The organism is Streptomyces sp. RK9 (genome assembly GCF_045070545.1).
Classification (GTDB): Bacteria; Actinomycetota; Actinomycetes; order Streptomycetales; family Streptomycetaceae; genus Streptomyces; species Streptomyces alboflavus.
The window spans coordinates 656,641-675,445 of sequence record NZ_CP173704.1 but is presented as its reverse complement, the minus strand read 5'-3'; the positions used below and the strand labels follow the sequence as shown (position 1 = coordinate 675,445).

The following is an 18,805-nucleotide window of genomic DNA, read 5'->3' as shown; positions in this document are numbered from 1 at the left end:
CCGGGCGGGACGGCAGGGAGGGGCGGGACCGCGAGCATGGGCGGGCCGGCGAGGGCAGTAGGGGCGGCAGGGACAGTGGGGACAGCAGGGGCAGTGGGGGCGGCAGGAGCAGCGGGGGCAGCCGGGACGGTGGGCATGGCGGGGGCCGCCGAGGCGGGCGGAGCGGCCGGTGCGGCGGGCATCGGCGGCACCCACGTCCCGCGCCCCCCGGTCCAGCGCACCGACAGCCCCGTCCTGCCCGACGTACCGGCCCACGACCTGACCACCCTGCGCCTGCCGGAGCTGCGCGAACTGCGCCGCTCCACGCAGCAGGACGAGGCGGACCTGAGCTACGTACGACGGCTGCTGCAGGGCCGTATCGACATCCTGCGGGCGGAGACCGCGCGCCGCAGGGTCCCGCGCGCGGCGGGCCGGGACCCGGAGGCCACCGCCGGTGAGGAGTCGCCGCTGGTCGTGGACCGGCTCTCGGAGATCCTCACGGACGGCCCGGCCCGGCACCGCTCGTCGGCCCGCCATGTGACGCTCGGCACCCCGCACAGCGAGGAGTACCGACGCCTGGCCGCCGAGATGCTCGCCGACGTGGAGCTGTCCGACCTGGCCGCCCGCACGGACGAGGAGCTGCACGCGGCGATGGGCCGGCTCGTCCGCTATGAACAGCAGGTTTCCCGGCGGCGTCAGGAGATGCAGCGGACGACGGACGATTGCAGTGCGGAGATCGCCCGCAGGTACCGTGAAGGAGAAGCACAAGTAGACGACCTGCTCGCGTGACCTGCCGGCCCCGGTGGGCACCGCCGCCCCACCGGGCCCGGTGACCCCGGAGGACCCGGCGGCCGCCGTCGGCCGTGACCCCGGTGGACGTCCGCGTGCGGCGCCCGCCGAGATCCCGTGATCCCGGTGGACGCCGTGTCCGGCACGGCCGCCGCGATCCCCCGGACCGGCGTTCCCGCGGGCGGTCCGTCGCACCGCCCGCACCCGGAAGGCCGAAGATGCCGAAGACGACGCCGCCGTCCGCCGCCACCAGTTCCCCCGTCATACCCCCGGTCCTCGCCGAGGTCGTCCGGTCGGGCTTCGTCGAGGGCCACCACCGCGGCAGCCTGGTGCTGCTCGGGGCCGACGGCGACGTGCAGCTCGCGCTCGGCGACGTGAGCAGCCCGGTCTTCCCGCGCTCCACGAACAAGCCGATGCAGGCGGCGGCGGTGCTGCGGGCCGGCCTCGACCTGTCCGGCGAGCGTCTCGCCCTGGCCGCCGCCAGTCACTCCGGCGAAACGTTCCACCGGGACCTCGTACTGAAGATGCTGGCCGAGCACGGTCTCACCCCCGCCGAGCTGCAGTGCCCCGCCGACCTGCCCCTTGACCCCGAGGAGGCCGAGACCTACCTCGCCTCGGGCGCCGTCCGCGACCGGGTCACGATGAACTGCTCCGGCAAGCACGCCGCGATGCTCGCCGTCTGCGCCCTCAACGGCTGGCCCAAGGAGAGCTACCTCGACCCCGGGCACCCCCTCCAGCGCCTCATCCACGACGGCATCGAGGCCGCCGCGGGCGAGCCCGTCACCGCCGTCGGCACGGACGGCTGCGGCGCGCCCCTGATGGCCATCTCCCTGACCGGCCTCGCCCGCGCCTACCGGTACTTCGTCCTCGCCCCCGAGTCCAGCCCCGAGCGCCGCGTCGCCGACGCCATGCGGACCCACCCCGAGTACGTCGCCGGGACCCGGCGCCCCGACACCTGGCTGATGCGGGAGGTGCCCGGCGCGCTGTCGAAGATGGGCGCCGAGGCCGTCCAGGCGGTCGCGCTGCCCGACGGCCGGGCCCTCGCCTTCAAGATCGACGACGGCTCGACGCGGGTGCTCGGCCCGGTCCTGGCCCGCGCGCTGCGCCTGCTCGGCACGGACGCCCCGATCCTGGACCGGATCGGCAGGGCGCCGCTGCTCGGGGCGGGGCGTGAGGTGGGGGAGATCCGGGCGGTGATCTGAGGCCGGGCGGCGGTCGCGCCGGTACGGGGGCGGTTGTCCGGGAACAGGGAGCGCCCGCTGCGACGCTTCGACGGGGTGGCCCACGGTGTGGGCCACCCCGTCGCTTCTTCGGGGCCCGGGCCGGGCGTTGGCGGGGCCTTGGATGGGCCCGTGCCCCGGGTCTGACGGCTGACCGAACTCCCGGCTCCCCTCCGGATGAGAGCTCGGTCAGCCCGACTGGTGAGCCGGGCCGCCTCAGCCCGACTGGGCGAGCAGCAGCACGAGGATCAGCGCCCCGATGCCGCCCGCGGTGGTGTTCTTGGCCTTGATGCCGACGGTGAGCAGGACGAAGGCGATGATGCCCATCGGCCCGTACTTCCACTGGATGGCCTGCTCGAATCCAATGACGAGGGCGGCGATGACGACGGCGATGAACGGCATGACGGTCCCCCTTCCGGTTCGGGGGCGGCGGGCCCCCTGGTCGGCCGCCAACGGGTCGCCCCGAACGCCGGGTTCGCCCGGCGGCCTGGGCTGGTGGCCAACCCCCGAAGGGTCTGACCATGTCGCCCAAGTTGGCTACCAACTCCAACTGACTTATCTCCGCGATGGCGCGTCTCATAACCACCTTCTCAGCAACTCCCCAAAGATGGCGAGAAGTTGTACTGTTTGGTTGTGAGCCCGGACCAGGCCGCCGTCAACGAGCGGAAGAGGCCGACCATGACTCCGCACCGCTCGCACCACGAGGTGGCGGACGAGCTGCGCGACCGGATCAGATCCGGGCGACTGCGGCCGGGACAGCGCATGCCCACGCAGGCCGAGCTGGCGTTGGAGTTCGGCGTGGAGCGCGGCGCCGTACGCCAGGCGCTGCGCATCCTGCAGAGCGAGCAGCTCCTGGCCAACGTTTCCAAGGGCAGCCCCGCCACGGTCGCGGCCCCCTCCGGGCCGAGCCCCGACACGGTCCGGCCCGAGCCCACGATGGTCGGGCTCGCCCCGCGCATCGCCGCGGCCTTCCAGGCGCCGCACGTGGAGATCGACGCGCTGTGCCTCACCTCCATCTCGCTGACGATGGCGATCGGTGAACCGCTGCGGCAGATCCACGCCGGACAGCTGAAACCGGCCAAGGTCGACGTCCGGGTGCTGCTGCCGAGCCGCGACATCGACCTCGCCTTCCCCGCTCCGGTGGAGGGCGAGGACGAGGGCGGCCAGGTGCACCGCCGCTGGCTCGACCAGCGCAACGCGCAGGGCCAGGTCCTGCGCCACAACCTGCGGACGCTGCGGACGACGCACGGGATCGACGTACGGGTGGAGTTCCGCGCCCTGCCCTTCACACCACCGGTCAAGCTCTATCTGCTCAACGGCTCCGAGGCGCTGTTCGCGTACTACACCCTCACCCAGCGCCGGGAGGAGATCGGCCAGGAGTCCCTGGAGATGTGGGACGCGCAGGGAACGCAGTCGATGCTGTTTCCGTTCCACTCGGGGGACGGGCTGCGGGACACGACGTTCGTGGAGCAGTCCCACCTGTGGTTCAACGCGCTCTGGGAGACGATCAGCCAGGACCTGAAGCTGAACCCCGGTCCGTAGGGCGGACGGCGGGCGCCGTGCGTGGCGCCTGTCGCGTCCGCGCGGGCTCGGACCGGTGGTTCAGCGCTCGGTCCCGGTCACAGTGCGGGTCCCGTCACCATCAGGGCGAGCACGACCGCCCCGATGGAACTGCAGGTGGGGTTCTTCGCCTTGACGCCCACGGTCAGCAGCAGCAGACCGATGAGGCCGAGGGTTCCGTACTTCCACTGCACGACCTGCTCGATGGTGACGGCGAACACGGCTGCGAGGAGGGCTACGGCGGGCATGATGGTTCCTCCTTCTGCCATCTCGGGCGAGTTGGCAACCAACTCACTAGAGTTGTCCCCACTTGGTAACCCTTCATAAACAACTTTCCGTCAACTCCCCTGAGATGGCGTCCAGTTGTATCGTCTGGTCGTGACCAAGGAGAACGGTGCAGTGAACGGCAGCAGAAAGACCTCACCCCAGGACATCGCCGACGCCCTGCGCGACCGCATCCGCACCGGCACCCTCAAAGCGGGCGACCGCCTCCCCACCCAGGCCCAGATCGCCCAGGAGTTCGGCGTGGAACGCGGCACGGTGCGCCAGGCGCTGCTCTCGCTGCAGCGGGACGGGTTGCTGAACCACATCAGCAGGGGGAGCCCGCCTCGGGTGGCGGGGGAGGGGGTCGCGTCCGCGGCGCCGGGGGTGCAGCCGGAGCCGCAGCCGTCGATGGTGGCGCTGGCTCCCCGGTTGGTGGAGGCGTTCCAGGAGCCTCATGTGCGGATCGACGTCGTCTCCTTCACGGCGGAGACCCTGATGAACGCCGTCACGGAGCCGATCCGCCAGATCCACCAGGGCCAGCTGTGCCCGGAGTCCATCGACGTCCGCATCCTCTTGCCCAGCAGCGCCATCGCCCTGGCCTTCCCGGTGCCGGTCGAGGCCGAGGACGAGCGCGACCGGGTCCGGCTCCAACAGCGCTGGCTCGCGCAGCGGAACGCGCAGGGGCAGGTGCTGCGGCACAACCTCATCTCTCTGCGGCAGTCGCACGACATCGACGTTCACGTCACCTTCCGCGCCTTGCCGCTCACGGCGCCGGTCAAGCTCTACTTGCTCAACGGCTCCGAGGCCCTGCTCGCGTACTACACGCTGGAGTCCTCGGACGTGCCGCTGGACGCGGAAGCCGGGGAGAGCGTGCGCGCGTACGACGCCGGGGGTCTGACCACCACCCTGTTCCCCTTCCTCGCCGGGAGCAACTCGCGTGACTCCAGCTTCGTGACAGAATCCCAGAAGTGGTTCGACGCCCTCTGGGAAACGATCACCACGGACCTAACACTCTCTTAGGTGACTGGTGACTCGAATAACTCGACCAAGGGCCTTCGAAGCCTGATTCGCGGCGCCCGCTTCGTGCTCTTTGACTTCGATGGGCCCATATGCCGTCTGTTCGCCGGGCGTTCGGCGGCGCTGGTGGCGCGGCAGCAGGTCGAATGGCTGGAGGAGCAGGGCCTGCACGGGCTGTTGGCCAATGGTGTGCGGGACGATCCCGACCCGCACAGCGTCCTGCGCGCTGTGGATCTCCGGCACCCCGACAGCGACCTCGTCGTCGAGTTGGAGGAGCTGCTCACGCACGAGGAGTTGAAGGCGGTGGTGTCGGCCTGGCCGACGGCGTACGCGGACGCGTTGATCCGGACCTGGACCGCGACCGGTGCCCGGCTCGCGATCGCCACCAACAACTCCCCTCTGGTCGCGGTCAGTTATCTCACCCACCGCGGTCTCATCGAATGCTTCCACCCGCACATATACGGCCGCACGCAGAACCTGCACCTGCTCAAGCCGGACCCGTACTGCGTCGTCCGCGCCGTCAAGGCGTTGGGCGCCGAGCCGTCCCGCACCCTGATGATCGGCGACACCCCTTCCGACTACCTCGCCGCGCGCGCCGCCGGGGTGAGCTTCCTCGGTTACGCGCGCAACGAACGCAAGAAGCAGCGGTTGTGGGCTGCCGGGGTGCGGACCATCGTGCCGTCCCTCCGGCCCGTGCTCGATCTCGTCAGGGACGGATAGCGGCGAGGTCGCGCCGTGCGCGCGACGGTCAGTGGGACGGAGGCCGCCATACACGGTCCGTGTCGGAGAACACGGCGTCACGCGGCCTTATGTTCTCCAGTACGGCCCAGAGGTTCTGGAACCACGCCATGTGGAACTCGGCGATCTGTTTCGTCGAGCGGGTACGGGCCCCCTTGTCCCAGCCTATGAGCCTGGCAGGGCCGTGCCGGATGCCGAAGCCCTCGGCGTCCAGGATGTCCAACTCGCGATGGCGCCGGCCGTGGCGAACCTTCTTTCGCATGATGCCGTACGTCCCGTAGTACACCTTCTGCTGGTTGAGGATGTACAGCTTGGACACCGGAGTGTGCGGGGACTCGCGTAACTCGCAGGTGATGGAGACACCCGGATTCTCGGTGTGCACGCGGTCGAGAAGATCTTTGAGCAGGCCCCAGTACTCCTTGGCGAAGCGATTGCGCATGCGCCTGCGGTTCTCCGGCGAATCGGCGAAGTAGTGGATGCCGCTGCCGTCCGGGGCCGGTGTCAGTGAACCGGGCAGGCTCATGGGCGAGTTCAGGCTGACGATGATGATGCGGAGGGTGAGCGCTCGCGTCCGCGATGTCTCGTCGCGCAGTCGGATCAGGGGTTCCTTCACGGCCGAGTACAGCGTCTCCGTCGTGAATCCGAAGAAGTAGAGATGTACGTTTCTTTCGTCGAAGGCTTCCTTGACCGGGTCGGAGATGGCGTCGACGGTGTCGAAGACCTCCACGCCGTCCGCCTCCCGTGCGGCGCCGGATTCACTGATGGCGTTGAACAGGACGAGCGAGATGACGGAGATGTATGTCGTGCTGAGGAATTCGCCGCTCTTCAGGGCGCTCCCGAGTGGCTCGAACAATTCGGCCGCCAGACTGAGTGCCGCCACTCCGCCCAGCAGCCACCGGGTGAGCCGCGGCTGCAGGGCGGTGAGTGCCTGGCGCAGTTCCTCCAGTTTGGAGGGTGGTTCTCCCGGGGCGCGGCGACGTGTGGCCAACGCGGGCTCCTCCCCCTGCTGGGCCGCACCATGATGCTCTCGTGAACTCGGGTATGCCAGAGGCGAGTTCGGCCGCGTGTCGGGTTGACGCGATGGGGGCGGGATCGGGCGCCCGGGATGTAAGTACCATCCAGTTTTGTCCGCACTGATTGACCCTCGCAGGTTTGTTCGCACAATTTGTCCCTTGTGTGTGCTGCGCGTCGATCTGGTGCACGCACGTTCATTCCTGCCGGGGACTTCGGGCGGGTGGACAAGAGGCCGGCCGAGCACCCCGAGGGTGCTGCTGGTACTTTTCCTCCCTCCACGGTCAGTGGATCGGTCTCCGGCTGAGAGAACTGCGATGCCACTTGAGTCGACGCCCGCGGTCAAGGAGCGTGCCGCCCGGGTGAGTGGTGACGCCGACACGCTGGAGGGGCCGCTCAAGGGGTACCACCACGAGACATATGTCTTCCCGCTGCCGGCCGAGGCGGGTCAAGCGCCGGGGTGGCGCTGGAAGTTCAGAGAACCTCGGGATTCCCTTTTCTGGTTCGACCGCAGATGCTTCCATTCGGAGGAAGAACTCCTGGTGGCTCTGCGGGGCCGCATCACCCGGATCCCTGACGTGGGGGAGAAGGACGGTTTCAGGCTTCAGCAGTTCATCGAGGGGCGGACGCTCGGCGTGTCCGTCGCGGCCCACTCCGTACTTCCGGACGTATGGGTCGACCAGATCATCACGCTTTTCCGTGAGTTGACCCGTATCGCACCGAACGCCCTTGTCGTGAAGCGAAGATGCGAGAAGCGGGATCACGCGCCGGACGGCGACACGAAAGCCTTTCTGGAAGGGCTCATCCGGTTCACCGAAGAGCGCGTCTATCTGCGCAATGAGGACCGGTTCGGCGGCCTCTTCAAGGAATTCGGCATCGATCGCCAGTCCTTCGACGTGCTGCGGAGAAAGGCGCGCGGCATGAAGAAGTCGCGTCCGTTCTGTCTGCTGCACGGAGATCTGCACCGCGAGAATTTCATCGTCGACCTCCACGGGCGGCTGTGGACCATCGACTGGGAATTGGCGATGGTCGGTGATCCGCTGTACGACCTCGCCACGCACCTCCATCTGATGCGTTACTCACCCCAGCAGGCGGGCGAGGTGACCGACCGCTGGTGTGCGGCCGTGGAGGAGGCCAGGGAGGGCAGCTCCGCCGGTTGCGCGGAGGACCTGGATCGTCTGCTCGCCTACAAGCAGGCCCAGTCCGTCTTCACCGACGTCATCCGCATCGCCCAGACGCTCGACTCCGCGTCCGGTCCCGACGGCGAGCGCCTGGAACGCGCGGCCCACAAGGTGGGCGGCGTCCTCACTGCCGCGAGCGACGCCCTGGCCCTGAGCTCCGTGAAGTCCCACGGATACATCGTGGACGCCCTCAGACGCTGGACCCGCCCCGAGGGCGCCGCTTCACGGCGGTAGGCGTCCCTTGCTCTTCCTGGTCGGCCCGGCGGAGGGCACCATGAGCCACTGGGTGGGCGTATCGACTCCATGGGTATCAGGGGGACTTGATGGCCGGTCGCCGTGTCGCATGGAGGTTCCCTTCGCGGGGGTGGGCGCGGGCGGAGTCCTTGATCACCAAGGCTCTCCTTCTCGCCACCTTCGTTCTGGGTCTCGTCGCTCTGTTCGTCACCCCCCTCGGCGACGCCCTCGAAGGCAAGGCCTATCTCGGTGGTGCCATCCTCAGTCTTGTCGGGTACGTGCTCTACAGCGAGGTGCGCGGGCTCAACGACGCGCTGCGGCCGGCCGCTCGGCAGGAGGTCGCGGCGAGTGAGCTGCGGGGGTTCTTCGGGGCGGCGCTCGGGCGGGCGGAGCCTCGGATCGATGCGATCGGGTTCACGGGGGAGACCGTCGTCAACGAGTTGGCGCGGTCGCTCGACGGGCTGCACGGTGCGGTCCGGCCGGAGGTGGCCGTGCGGATCCTGGTGCCGGACTTCACGCGGGAGATGGCGATACCGGGCATGCTCGACGGGGACGGCAAGGCGGTGGATGACCCCGACTTCCGAGAGGAGCTGCTGCGGCAGGTGCGGGGGTACGCGCGGGGCATGGAGGTCCTGGCCAGGCGGCTGCGGCACGACCGCAGGGGCGGGCTCGCGGTGGAGTTCCGGGTGCTGCACATCTCGCCGTTCGTGAAGTTCTGCCTCGTCGACAGCGAGCACCTCTTCGACGGCATCTACGACGCCGTCAAGGAGGAGCCGTCCCGGGACGAGCCGGGGCGGCAGGTCCTCGACCTCATGGGGTACGACTCGCTGCTCACCCACTGGCACATCGACGCGGGCGCGGCGGCCCGCGAGAAGATCGTGCGCAGGCAGGAGCTGTTCGAGACCCTGTGGCGCGTCGCCCGCCCCCTCACCCCACCCGCCTCCTGAACAACACCTCCGCCAACCCCACCGCCCCCGCGAGGATCCCCGCGCACCACGCGAGGGCCAGCCACGGTGTGGAGCCGGCGGGCTGGTCGAGGAGGAGGGCGCGGAGGGAGTCGATGACCGTGGTGACCGGCTGGTGGTCGGAGAAGGTGGCGAGCCAGGACGGCATCGAGTCGGTGGGGACGAAGGCGCTGCTGGGGTAGGGGAGGAAGCTCACGAAGAAGGTGTAGCCGTTCGCGGCCTCGGGGGACTTGGCCAGGAGGCCCACCGCCGCCGACAGCCAGGACAGGGCCAGGACGAAGGCCAGGAGGAGGCCGGTCGCGGCCAGCCACCCGGCCGGTGTCGCCGTCGGGCGGAAGCCGATCGCGAAGGCGAGGGCCAGGACCAGCGCGGTCGCCAGGACGTTGCGGGCCACCGAGGCCAGGACGTGGCCCGCCAGGATCGCCGTGCCGCCGACGTCCAGGGAGCGGAAGCGGTCGATGATGCCGCCCTTGAGGTCCTCCGTCACGGCCACCGCCGTGCCGGCCGAGCCGAATCCGGCGCACAGGAGCAGGACTCCGGGGACCACGTACGTGACGTAGCGGGTGTCGGTGCCGGTGTTGATCGCCCCGCCGAAGAAGTACACGAAGATCAGGAGGAGGAGTACGGGGAGCGCGAGGGCTGTGATCAGCGCGTCCACGGCGCGGCGGCTCAGGCGCAGGGAACGGCCGGTCATGGTGAGGGAGTTCGACGGCAGGCGCGTCAGGAGGGGGGCCGACGGGAGGCGGGGCGGGAGGGGGTTCGACGGGAGGCGGGGCAGTGGGCCGGTCGGCAGGGTCTCAGGCATGGGTGGGCTCCTTGCGCGGCGCGGTGGTGGGTGCCGTCAGGGTCAGGAACACCTCGTCCAGGCTCGCCGTGCGCAGCGCGAAGTGCGCCACGTCCGTCCCCGTCGGGTCGAGTTCGTCGAGCAGCGCCCGTACGTGGCGCGCCGTGCCGTCGGTCGGGAGGCCCAGGGTGCGGGTGCGCGGGTCGTGGCGGGTGGCGTGCGGGACCGCCGCGTGGACGCGGAGGTAGGCGTCGGCCGTGGTCAGGGTGAGGTCGAGGTGGTGGCCCGCCACCCGGGACTTCAGCTCCGCCGGGGTGCCCTCGGCCACGATCACCCCGCCGTGCAGGACGGCGACGCGGTCGGCCAGCTGGTCGGCCTCCTCCAGGTACTGCGTGGTGAGGAAGACCGTGGTGCCGCGCGCGGCCAGGTCCCCCACGACGTCCCACAACTCGCGGCGGCTGCGCGGGTCCAGGCCCGTCGTCGGCTCGTCCAGGAAGATCACCTCGGGCTCGCCGACAAGGCCTGCGGCGAGGTCCACGCGCCGCCGCATGCCGCCCGAGTACGTCCTGACCAGGCGGTCGGCCGCGTCCGACAGGCCGAAGCGGGCGAGGAGTTCGTCCGCCCTGGCCCGCGCGGCGGCCCGGCCGAGGCCCACGAGGCGCGCCATCATCCGCAGGTTCTCCGCCCCCGTCTGCGCCTCGTCGACCGCCGCGAACTGGCCGGTCAGGCTGATCGCGCGGCGCACCTCGCGGCGCCGCGCCCGGATGTCGTACCCGGCGACCCGTGCCGTGCCCGCGTCCGGCTCCGTGAGCGTGGCGAGGATCCGGACGGCGGTCGTCTTGCCCGCGCCGTTCGGGCCGAGGAGCGCGAAGACGGTGCCGGGCGCGACGCGCAGGTCGATGCCTCGGAGGACGGGGACCGGGGTGTCGGTGCCGCTTCCGCCGTAGGACTTGGTGAGGCCGGTGGCCTCGATCGCGGTGGGGGCGGTCTTCGCGGCCGTGGTGGTGGCCGTGGTGGCCGTGGTGGCGGCGGTCGCATCCGTGGCAGTCGTGTCGGTGGCTTCGGTGGCTTCGGTGGCTTCGGTGGCTTCGGTGGCTTCGGTGGCGTCGGCGGCGTTGGCGGATGTGGGCATCGCCCCTCCCTAGGGTGCGGACATCTACTGCGTAAGGCATACGCATTACTGTGTAAGGGTTACGCAGAACTACGATGGCCGTCAAGCGAAGGCGCGGAGCGGGCGAGGAGGCCGGGGAGATGGCTGCGGACGGCGGCGGTGGCGCGGGTCTGCCCGGGGGGTCGGCGGCGGGGCCGGAGACCGGGCCGTCCGGAGGGTCGGGGGCGGAGTCGGACGCCGGGCTGTCCGGGGGCCCGGAGGCGAAGCCGGATTCCGGCCTCCCCGCGAGCCTCGAAACCGCCTGGGGCCTGCGCGAACGCCCCTCCAAGGGCCCCCGCCCCGGCCTCAGCCTCGACCGCATCGTCCGCGCCGGCATCGGCGTCGCGGCCGCCGAGGGCATCGGTGCCGTCTCCATGGGGCGCGTCGCCAAGGACCTTGGCGTCTCGACGATGTCCCTGTACCGGTACGTCTCCGCCAAGGACGAGCTGTACGTCCTGATGGAGGACGCCGCCGTGGGCGCACCGCCTCCGATGCCCGCCGACGTCGACGGCTGGCGCGCCGGCCTGGAGTGGTGGGCGCGCGTCCAGCGCGAGGTGTTCCACCGGAACCTGTGGCTCCTGCGGATCCCGATCTCCTCGCCGCCCGCGTCGCCGCACTCGCTCCAGTGGATGGAGCGCGGGCTCGCCGCCCTGGCGGACACCGGTCTGGACGAGGGCCGGAAGATCTCCGTGATCATGCTGATCGGCGGCTACGTACGCAACGAGGCCACCCTGATGGCCGACCTGCACGCCGCCATGACCGCCCGCGGCCTCGCCCCCGACGAGGTCATGCGCCGCTACGAGCGCACCGTCGACGCCCTCACCGCCCCCGACCCCGGCCGCTATCCCGCCCTGCGGCACCTCCTCGCCTCCGGCGCCCTCGGCGCGCCCGACGAGTCGCCGGACGCGGAGTTCGAGTTCGGCCTCGGGTGCCTGCTCGACGGGGTGGAGGTCCTCGTGGGGGCAGGTGGTGGGGCTACGCGTACTGCGTGAGCCCCGAACTCAGCTGGTCGAAGGCCTGGTTCGCCGCGCGCACGGCGTCCGCGCGCACATCCGTCACCGGCTCGCCCGCGGCCACGCGGCGCCAGTTCTCCAGGGCGAGGACGCGCTGCGCCGCCAGGATCTGGGCGGCGGCGAGACGGGCGGGCAAGGGGGCGGCGGGGGTGGCGGGAGTGATGGGGGCGGCGGGGGAGGCGAGGGTCGGCCCGGCCGCCTGTCCGGCCGCCGCTCCGCCCGGCGCCTCCGCCAGCGCCTCCGCCAGCGCCCGCTCGGCCCGCTCCTGGTAGCCGTACAGCCGTGCCACCAGGGACGGCGTGCCGTACAGGAGCCGGTGGAAGGCCAGGACCTCGGGCGCGTCGTTGAGACCGGTCACCGGGTCGTGCCGGGTCAGGCCCGCCAGGAAGTGGGCGCGCAGCGCGGTCAGCGGGGAGTGGTCCCGCGGGCGCCCGGTGACGACCCGCGCCGCCTCGTCCTCGTGGTCGGCGAACCGGTGCAGGACCAGGTCCTCCTTGGCGGGGAAGTACCGGAACAGCGTCGGCTTGGAGATCTCCGCCGCCGCGGCCACCTCCGCGACCGACACCTTCTCGAAGCCCCGCTCCAGGAACAGCGCGATGGCCGCGTCGGAGACGGCCTCGTACGTCCGCCGCTTCTTGAGCTGGCGCAGGCCCACCGGTTGCCGACGCGCGTCCGCGGGCTTCGTCTCGTCGTCCGTCATGCCCGGCAGCGTACCGCAGGGCGAGTCTCGGTAATAAATGTTACTCGGTAACGTTTTCTTGTACGCTCGACGGCATGACGGCACCCGGCACCTCCCTCGACGCCCCCGCACCCGACGAGCCCCCCGCCCCCGCTCTCGACGCCGCGCTCGCCCGGGAGCGGCGGTACCACGACCTCTGTCGCGCCGCGCTCGCCGCGATGGTCGACGGCGCCCAGGAGCACGTCGTCACCGGTGAGCACGTCGCCGCGTCCGGTGCGGACGCCGAAGTGCTCGGCTACCAGCTGCGCAGCCGCGCCAAGGAGATGCGCGAACTCCCCGAGGCCCCGCTGTTCTTCGGCGCCCTCGACTTCGACGCCGATGCGGCCGAAGCGGGCGACCACCGCGGCCAGCGCTACCACGTCGGCCGCCTGCGCATCACCGAGGACCCCGCGGCCCCGCCCCTGGTCGTCGACTGGCGCGCCCCCGTCTCGCGCGCCTTCTACCAGGCGGGCGTCCGCGACCCGCAGGGCGTCGCCGTACGCCGCCGGTTCGGCTGGGCGCCGGGCAGCGCGGGCGACTCGGCCGACCTGACGGGCCTGGAGGACGAGCACCTGACGGCGGGCGAGGAGGCCCCGGACGGCCCCGGCCCAGGATCAGGCCCCGCCCCCCACCCCCGCAGCCGCATCCTCACCGGCGAGATCGAGCGCCCCCGCGTCGGCCCCATGCGCGACATCGCCGCCACCATCCAGCCCGAGCAGGACGACCTGGTCCGGGCGGGGCTCGGCGCATCCGTCTGCGTCCAGGGCGCCCCGGGCACCGGCAAGACGGCCGTCGGCCTGCACCGCGCCGCGTACCTCCTGTACACCCACCCGCAGCGGATCCGCCGCTCCGGCCTCCTCGTCCTCGGCCCCAACCGCACCTTCCTGCGCTACATCGCGGAGGTCCTGCCCGCCCTCGGCGAGACCGGGGTGCGCCAGGCCACCGTCCGGGACGAGATCGCCCGGCAGCCGGTGCGGGGCGCGGACGGGCCCGACGCGGCCCTCGTCAAGCACGACGCCCGGATGGCCGAGGTGCTGCGGCGCGCGCTGTACGCCAGGGTGCGGCCCGGCGGCGCCGAGCCGCTCGCGGTGCCCGACGGCTCGTACCGCTGGCGCGTCCCCGCCGGTGACCTGGACCGGATCGTCGCGGACGTCCGCGCCGAGGAACCGCCGTACGAGACCGGCCGCGAGCGCGTCCGCACCCGCGTCGTGCGCCACATCCAGGAGCAGGCCGAGCGGCGCGCGGGCCCCGTCGGCAACGCCTGGCTGCAGAAGATCTCCCGTGCCAGGGCCGTCTCCGCGTTCGTCGACGCGGTGTGGCCGAAGGCGCGGCCGGAGGAGGTGCTCGCCGAACTCCTCGCGGACGCGGACGCGTTGGCGTCCGCCGCGGACGGGGTCCTCGGCGCCGCGGAGCAGCGGGCGATCCTCTGGGAGCGGGCCCCGCGCTCGTACAAGTCCGCGAAGTGGTCGGACGCCGACCTCGTGCTGCTCGACGAACTCGCGGGCCTCGTCGAGCGGCCCGCGGGGTACGGCCACATCGTCGTCGACGAGGCGCAGGACCTCTCGCCCATGGAGTGCCGCGCCATCGCGCGCCGCGCCGGCTTCGGCTCGCTCACCGTGCTCGGCGACCTCGCCCAGGGCACCACGCCGTGGGCGGCCCGCGACTGGCCCGCCCAGCTCGCCCACCTGGGCAGGCCGGACACCCCTGTGACCCCGCTGACCACCGGCTTCCGCGTCCCGCAAGCCATCGTCACGCTCGCCAACCGGCTGCTCGACGGCCTCGGCGTGGACGTGCCGCCCGCCCGGTCCCTGCGCGCGGACGGCGAACTCGCCGTGCATCGCGTACGGGACGTGGTCGCCGCCACCGTCGACGCGGTGCGCGGAGCGCTCGCCCACGAGGGCTCGGTCGGCGTCATCGCCGCGGACACCGCGGTCGCGGGGCTGAGGGCCGCGCTGGCGGCGGCGGGCGTCGGGACGGCCGACCCCGACGAGTTGGGCGCCCGCGTCACGGTCGTGCCCGCCTCCGTCGCCAAGGGCCTGGAGTACGACCATGTGGTCGCCGTCGAACCCGCGGACATCGTGGCGGCGGAGGAGCGCGGGGCGCACCGGCTGTACGTGGTGCTGACCAGGGCGGTCTCGCGCCTCGACGTGGTGTGTGGGCGGGGGGTGCCCTGGGAGGAGGCCTGACCGCGTCCGGTGGCCGGCCCCGCCCCCTTCCGGCGACCGGCCCCGCCCGGCCGCGTTCCGCCCTGCGCCCCTGGGGTGCGGCGGTTATGTTGGCGCGATGGAGGACCACCCGGCATGAGCCCCCGCAACCCCCACTCCGACACCCTCGCCCCGGCCGGCGGCGACGGGCGGTACGCCCTGCGGATGGAGCGGCGCCTGGCCCGTCCGCCCGCGAAGGTGTGGGCCGCGCTCACCCGGCCCGAGGAGCTGGCGCACTGGTTCCCGTCCCAGGTGCGGGTGGAGCTGGTGCCTGGGGGTGCGATGGAATTCGTGTTCCCCGGAGAGGCCGGTGGGTCCAGTGAGGCCCGTGATGATGCCGGTGCGGCCGAGCCCGGCATGACCGGTGTGGTGACCGACGTCGACGAGCCCCGGCTCTTCGCCTTCACCTGGGGCGAGGACCACCTGCGCTGGGAGGTCGCCCCGGACCCGGAGACCGGCGGCTCGCTGCTCACCCTCGTCCACACCTTCGACGACCGGTTCGGCGCGCCGAGCTTCGGCGCGGGCTGGCACCTGTGCGTCACGGCGCTCGGCGCCCACCTGGACGGCGAGCCGCCCGGGCCCGCCTTGGACACGGTGGACAAGGGGGAGTTGCACGAGGCCTATCTGGAGCAGTTCGACCTGGGCGGCGGGGAGATCACCCGTGCCGGGGTCGTGCGCTTCGAGCGGCAGTCGGTACGGGGCGCCGAGGCCGTGTGGGCCGAACTCGCCCAGGGCGCGGACGTGGTGGCGGGCGAGCTCGTGCCCGCCGGGTTCGCCGCCGAGGGGGTGCCGGCGGGTCCGGTCACGGAGGTGCGGGTGCCCGAGCTGTGCGCCTACGCGTGTCCGACGGGCGGCGTGGTCAGGTGGGAGCTTCGGGCGGGTACGGGGTACGGGGCGCGGCTCGTCCTCACGCACAAGGGGGCCGCGGACGCGGGGGCGGCGTTGGTGGCTTGGCATGCGCGGGTGGAGCTGTTGGCGGGGCGGTTGTTGGAGGGGTAGAGCTTTGGGGGCTGGGCTGGGCTGGGCTGGGCTGGGCTGGGCTGGGCTGGGCTGGGCTGGGCTGGGCTGGGCTGGGCTGGGCCGGGCCGGGCCGGGCCGGGTCTGTCGGGAGGCGGGTCGGCCGTACGGACACTCATCCCACCCCATGCGGATTCGCCTCCCGCCCCTCCGTGCTCAGGAGCACCACCGTCGCCCCGGCCCTCACCCCCAGCTCCGCCCGGCGTCCCCCCGCCCCCGCCCCCGTCAGCGCCGCCCGCGCCCCCGCGAGCGCGGCCGCCCCGCACGGCCCCGACGACACCCCGAGCGCCGCCAAGTCCCGTACCGCCGCGAGGGCTTCGGCGTCCGGCACCGTCACCGCCGCGTCCAGGCCGTCCCGCAGCACCGGCCAGGCAAGGTCGGACAGCGTGCCGCAGTTCAGGCCGGCCATCACCGTCTCCCCGGCCGCCACGGTCACCGACTCGCCCCGCGTCAGGCTGGCGAGCCCGGGCGCGGCCTCGGTCGGTTCCACGGCGAGCAGCGCCGGGCCGCGCGCACCCCGGCTCCGGTAGTGCGTGACGGCCGCCTGCGCCAGCGAACCCACCCCCACCGGCACGGCCACCAGGTCGGGCGCGCCCGCGCCCGCGTCGGCCAACTGCCCGTCCACCTCGGCGAACAGCGTGGAGTACCCCTCCACGATCCGCGCGGGCACCTCCTCGTACCCCTCCCACGCCGTGTCCTGCACAAGCACCGAGCCCTCCGCCCGCGCCGCCGCCGCGGCCTCCCGCACCGCCCGGTCGTAGTCCCCGGCGACCCGCGTCACCCGCGCCCCCTCGCCCTCGATCGCGGCCGCCGCCCCGGGGTGCACGCCCTGCGACACGAACACGTGGGCCCGCCGGCCCAGTCGGCGGGCGATCCGGGCCACCGCGCGCCCGTGGTTGCCGTCGGTCGCCGTGACCAGCTCCACGGGCGTGTCCGAGGCCCGCTCAGCGAGGACGCGGTGCACCGCCCAGGACGCGCCGAGCGCCTTGAACGCGGGCAGGCCGAGCCGCGCCGACTCGTCCTTGACGAAGACCCGACCCACGCCCAACTCGGCCGCCAGCGGCGGAAGTTCGGTGAGGGGAGTGGGGGCGTACTCGGAGAGGGTGCTGTGGAAGGCGCGGACCTCGGCGGGCGCGGGGGCGCAGGTCCACTCGCGGGCGGCGGGGCGGGCGTACCAGGCGGGCGGGGTGCCGGGGGCGGTGGTGTCGGAGCGCGTGGCGCGGGACGCGGTGGCGGGGCCGGTGTCAGTCATGGGGCAAGCCTCCGGCGTGCCGCACCCTTCGTTCCAGCTCATCTTTCCGACGTATATTCATCGGGAGGATCGAAGGGTTCGGGGGCAGTCGTAAGGAAGCCAGGGAGCCAGGGAGCCCTCGGGCCCCGGGCCCCGGCGAAAGGGGTGCCGACGCCGTGTACGACCTCCACCGCCTGCGCCTCCTGCGCGAGCTGAAGCACCGCGGCACCCTCGCGGCCGTCGCCGCCGCCCTCTCGTACAGCCCCTCGACCGTCTCCCAGCAGCTCTCGCAGCTGGAGGCCGAGGCCGGCGTGGCGCTGCTCGAACCGGTCGGGCGGCGGGTGCGGCTCACCGCGCAGGCCGAGATCCTCGTCGCCCACACCGAGGCCGTCCTCGAACGACTCGAACGGGCCGAGGCCGACATCGCCGCCTCCCTGCCCGGCCTCACCGGGACGGTGCGCGTCGCCGCCTTCCAGACCGCCGCCCTCGCGCTCGTCCCGGACGCGCTGAGCAGGCTGCGCGCCGCCCACCCCGGACTGCGCCCGCACGTCACGCAGTTGGAGCCGGAGGCCGCGCTGCCCGCGCTGCTCGCCCGGGACTTCGACCTGGTCGTCGCGGAGGAGTACCCGGGCGGGGCCGGGCCGAGGGACGCGGCCCTCGAGCGGGCCGACCTGTGCGCGGACCCGATGCGGCTCGCCCTGCCCCGGCCGGTCCCCGAGGGTGCCGACGCCGACGACCCGGGCGCGGCCCTGCGGGCGCTCGCCGGCCTGCCCTGGGTCCTTGAGCCGGAGGGCAGCGCGGCTCGGCGCTGGGCGACCACGGTGTGCCGCGCCGCCGGGTTCGAGCCCGACGTGCGGTTCGAATCGCCCGACCTGCTGCTGCACGTGCGGCTCGTGGAGCGGGGGCACGCGGTGGCGCTGCTCCCCGACCTGGTGTGGGGTGGCGCCGCGCCGACGGTCGCGCTGCGGGGGCTGCCGCGGGGGCAGGTGCGCACGCTCTTCACGGTCGTACGGCGTGGGCGGGGGCGGCACCCGGCGGTGGCCGCGGTCCGGGGTGCCCTCCGGGACGCGGCGCGGTCCGCGTAGCCCGCGGGCGGGCTCTCTCCGGCCTGCCCGAACTCGCACCGGCCCGCCCGACAGCCCGGCACCGTCAGCCCCGCTCGGGGGCACCCCCGTATCGGCGCTCCGCGCCTCGTCCTCAAACGCCGGACGGGCTCTCTCCCACCCACCCGCCCCCACCATTCATTCGACCAGGCAGTCGGCACCTTCAGCCCCGAAGCACCGCACCCCGCTCCGCGCCTCCGCACCCCGTCACCGCACCCCGCGCCCCGCTCCGTGTCGCCGCACCCCGCACCTCGCTCCGTGTCGCCGCACCCCGCACCTCGCTCCGTGTCGCCGCACCCCGCACCTCGCTCCGTGTCGCCGCCCCCCCGCGCCCCGCTCCGTGTCGCCGCCCCCCGCACCTCGCCTCCGCACCCCTGTCTCCGCTTCGCGGCACCTTCCAGCCCACCCCGGCCGAATTCCAGCCCGTCCGGCGTTTGAGGACGAGGCGCGGAGCGCCGATTCGAGGGCGCCCCCGTCCCACCCGCCACGGGACACCCACCCCCTGGGGTCCAGGGGCGCAGCCCCGGTTTCGGAGAAGGGGCGGGACTGGGGCGCGCCCGCGAGGCCACCCCCACCCCTGGCGCCCCACCCGGCACCGCCATGGCGCCGCGACGGCGCCACCCCCTC

18 protein-coding genes are annotated in these 18,805 nt (G+C 73.0%); 11 read left to right on the top strand and 7 right to left on the bottom strand.

Annotated features, from left to right (window positions below; translation table 11 throughout):
- The first annotated feature begins 135 nt into the window (after nucleotides 1-135).
- Nucleotides 136-768 carry an ABC transporter substrate-binding protein gene (locus AB6L24_RS23115; RefSeq protein ID WP_405657938.1) on the top strand — a complete coding sequence of 211 codons (633 nt, stop codon included), beginning with the start codon at nucleotides 136-138 and terminating at the stop codon, nucleotides 766-768.
- A 218-nt stretch (nucleotides 769-986) separates the two neighbouring features.
- Nucleotides 987-1,970 carry an asparaginase gene (locus tag AB6L24_RS23110; protein WP_405657935.1) on the top strand — a complete coding sequence of 328 codons (984 nt, stop codon included), beginning with the start codon at nucleotides 987-989 and terminating at the stop codon, nucleotides 1,968-1,970.
- Between the two features lie 234 nt (nucleotides 1,971-2,204).
- On the opposite strand, the gene AB6L24_RS23105 is transcribed toward AB6L24_RS23110, so the two are convergent.
- Nucleotides 2,205-2,390, bottom strand: coding sequence for a hypothetical protein (locus AB6L24_RS23105; RefSeq protein ID WP_030362219.1), 186 nt, complete (start codon nucleotides 2,388-2,390; stop codon nucleotides 2,205-2,207).
- A 276-nt stretch (nucleotides 2,391-2,666) separates the two neighbouring features.
- On the opposite strand from AB6L24_RS23105, the gene AB6L24_RS23100 reads away from it, so the two are divergent.
- A complete protein-coding gene (locus tag AB6L24_RS23100; RefSeq protein ID WP_405663274.1) occupies nucleotides 2,667-3,530 on the top strand; it encodes a winged helix-turn-helix domain-containing protein in 864 nt (287 codons plus the stop codon).
- Between the two features lie 77 nt (nucleotides 3,531-3,607).
- Here the strand turns inward: AB6L24_RS23100 and AB6L24_RS23095 are convergent, their stop codons facing one another.
- On the bottom strand, nucleotides 3,608-3,796 hold the full coding sequence (locus AB6L24_RS23095) for a hypothetical protein (protein ID WP_087884725.1): 189 nt from the start codon (nucleotides 3,794-3,796) through the stop codon (nucleotides 3,608-3,610).
- A gap of 124 nt (nucleotides 3,797-3,920) precedes the next feature.
- On the opposite strand from AB6L24_RS23095, the gene AB6L24_RS23090 reads away from it, so the two are divergent.
- Complete coding sequence (locus tag AB6L24_RS23090) at nucleotides 3,921-4,832, top strand: winged helix-turn-helix domain-containing protein (protein WP_405663271.1); 912 nt, start codon at nucleotides 3,921-3,923, stop codon at nucleotides 4,830-4,832.
- Nucleotides 4,833-5,549, top strand: a complete 717-nt coding sequence (locus tag AB6L24_RS23085) for an HAD family hydrolase (RefSeq protein WP_405657931.1) — start codon at nucleotides 4,833-4,835, stop codon at nucleotides 5,547-5,549. It abuts the gene before it with no gap.
- A gap of 28 nt (nucleotides 5,550-5,577) precedes the next feature.
- Here the strand turns inward: AB6L24_RS23085 and AB6L24_RS23080 are convergent, their stop codons facing one another.
- Nucleotides 5,578-6,555: a hypothetical protein gene (locus tag AB6L24_RS23080; RefSeq protein ID WP_405657928.1), complete on the bottom strand. Its 978-nt coding sequence runs from the start codon at nucleotides 6,553-6,555 to the stop codon at nucleotides 5,578-5,580.
- Between the two features lie 277 nt (nucleotides 6,556-6,832).
- Here AB6L24_RS23080 and AB6L24_RS23075 point away from each other — a divergent pair, with 277 nt between their 5' ends.
- Both AB6L24_RS23075 and AB6L24_RS23070 read left to right on the top strand, forming a co-directional pair.
- On the top strand, nucleotides 6,833-7,993 hold the full coding sequence (locus AB6L24_RS23075) for a phosphotransferase family protein (protein ID WP_405657925.1): 1,161 nt from the start codon (nucleotides 6,833-6,835) through the stop codon (nucleotides 7,991-7,993).
- A gap of 149 nt (nucleotides 7,994-8,142) precedes the next feature.
- Nucleotides 8,143-8,940, top strand: a complete 798-nt coding sequence (locus AB6L24_RS23070) for an ATP/GTP-binding protein (protein ID WP_405657922.1) — start codon at nucleotides 8,143-8,145, stop codon at nucleotides 8,938-8,940.
- Here the strand turns inward: AB6L24_RS23070 and AB6L24_RS23065 are convergent.
- On the bottom strand, nucleotides 8,921-9,652 hold the full coding sequence (locus AB6L24_RS23065; RefSeq protein WP_405663269.1) for an ABC transporter permease: 732 nt from the start codon (nucleotides 9,650-9,652) through the stop codon (nucleotides 8,921-8,923). The genes AB6L24_RS23070 and AB6L24_RS23065 overlap by 20 nt on opposite strands.
- 103 nt (nucleotides 9,653-9,755) lie before the next feature.
- Nucleotides 9,756-10,874 (bottom strand): ATP-binding cassette domain-containing protein, encoded by a 1,119-nt coding sequence (locus AB6L24_RS23060; protein ID WP_405657919.1) that lies wholly within the window; start codon nucleotides 10,872-10,874, stop codon nucleotides 9,756-9,758.
- 74 nt (nucleotides 10,875-10,948) lie between these two features.
- Between AB6L24_RS23060 and AB6L24_RS23055 the strand changes: the two genes are divergently transcribed.
- Entirely contained in the window at nucleotides 10,949-11,884 is a 936-nt protein-coding gene (locus AB6L24_RS23055; RefSeq protein WP_405657916.1) for a TetR/AcrR family transcriptional regulator, read from the top strand.
- On the opposite strand, the gene AB6L24_RS23050 is transcribed toward AB6L24_RS23055, so the two are convergent.
- The gene (locus AB6L24_RS23050) at nucleotides 11,868-12,605 is read right to left on the bottom strand and encodes a TetR family transcriptional regulator (RefSeq protein WP_405657913.1); all 738 of its coding nucleotides are present in this window, start codon (nucleotides 12,603-12,605) and stop codon (nucleotides 11,868-11,870) included. The two genes, AB6L24_RS23055 and AB6L24_RS23050, sit on opposite strands and share 17 nt — an antisense overlap.
- A gap of 74 nt (nucleotides 12,606-12,679) precedes the next feature.
- Here AB6L24_RS23050 and AB6L24_RS23045 point away from each other — a divergent pair, with 74 nt between their 5' ends.
- Complete coding sequence (locus AB6L24_RS23045) at nucleotides 12,680-14,809, top strand: HelD family protein (RefSeq protein WP_405657910.1); 2,130 nt, start codon at nucleotides 12,680-12,682, stop codon at nucleotides 14,807-14,809.
- Nucleotides 14,810-14,923: 114 nt separating this feature from the next.
- Nucleotides 14,924-15,826: an SRPBCC family protein gene (locus AB6L24_RS23040; protein WP_405657907.1), complete on the top strand. Its 903-nt coding sequence runs from the start codon at nucleotides 14,924-14,926 to the stop codon at nucleotides 15,824-15,826.
- A gap of 133 nt (nucleotides 15,827-15,959) precedes the next feature.
- Here AB6L24_RS23040 and AB6L24_RS23035 read toward each other — a convergent pair whose 3' ends face one another.
- Nucleotides 15,960-17,096, bottom strand: a complete 1,137-nt coding sequence (locus AB6L24_RS23035; protein WP_405657904.1) for a pyridoxal-phosphate dependent enzyme — start codon at nucleotides 17,094-17,096, stop codon at nucleotides 15,960-15,962.
- 155 nt (nucleotides 17,097-17,251) lie between these two features.
- Here AB6L24_RS23035 and AB6L24_RS23030 point away from each other — a divergent pair, with 155 nt between their 5' ends.
- Nucleotides 17,252-18,160: a LysR substrate-binding domain-containing protein gene (locus tag AB6L24_RS23030; RefSeq protein ID WP_405657901.1), complete on the top strand. Its 909-nt coding sequence runs from the start codon at nucleotides 17,252-17,254 to the stop codon at nucleotides 18,158-18,160.
- The last annotated feature ends 645 nt before the right edge of the window (nucleotides 18,161-18,805 follow it).

What these genes read in the sequence shown, in the direction of transcription:
- AB6L24_RS23115 (WP_405657938.1), top strand. Translation starts at nt 136, where the DNA reads ATGGCGGGGGCCGCCGAGGCGGGCGGAGCGGCCGGTGCGGCGGGCATC.
- AB6L24_RS23110 (WP_405657935.1), top strand. Translation starts at nt 987, where the DNA reads ATGCCGAAGACGACGCCGCCGTCCGCCGCCACCAGTTCCCCCGTCATA.
- AB6L24_RS23105 (WP_030362219.1), bottom strand. Translation starts at nt 2,390, where the DNA reads ATGCCGTTCATCGCCGTCGTCATCGCCGCCCTCGTCATTGGATTCGAG.
- AB6L24_RS23100 (WP_405663274.1), top strand. Translation starts at nt 2,667, where the DNA reads ATGACTCCGCACCGCTCGCACCACGAGGTGGCGGACGAGCTGCGCGAC.
- AB6L24_RS23095 (WP_087884725.1), bottom strand. Translation starts at nt 3,796, where the DNA reads ATGCCCGCCGTAGCCCTCCTCGCAGCCGTGTTCGCCGTCACCATCGAG.
- AB6L24_RS23065 (WP_405663269.1), bottom strand. Translation starts at nt 9,652, where the DNA reads ATGACCGGCCGTTCCCTGCGCCTGAGCCGCCGCGCCGTGGACGCGCTG.
- AB6L24_RS23060 (WP_405657919.1), bottom strand. Translation starts at nt 10,874, where the DNA reads ATGCCCACATCCGCCAACGCCGCCGACGCCACCGAAGCCACCGAAGCC.
- AB6L24_RS23055 (WP_405657916.1), top strand. Translation starts at nt 10,949, where the DNA reads ATGGCCGTCAAGCGAAGGCGCGGAGCGGGCGAGGAGGCCGGGGAGATG.
- AB6L24_RS23050 (WP_405657913.1), bottom strand. Translation starts at nt 12,605, where the DNA reads ATGACGGACGACGAGACGAAGCCCGCGGACGCGCGTCGGCAACCGGTG.
- AB6L24_RS23045 (WP_405657910.1), top strand. Translation starts at nt 12,680, where the DNA reads ATGACGGCACCCGGCACCTCCCTCGACGCCCCCGCACCCGACGAGCCC.
- AB6L24_RS23040 (WP_405657907.1), top strand. Translation starts at nt 14,924, where the DNA reads ATGAGCCCCCGCAACCCCCACTCCGACACCCTCGCCCCGGCCGGCGGC.
- AB6L24_RS23035 (WP_405657904.1), bottom strand. Translation starts at nt 17,096, where the DNA reads ATGACTGACACCGGCCCCGCCACCGCGTCCCGCGCCACGCGCTCCGAC.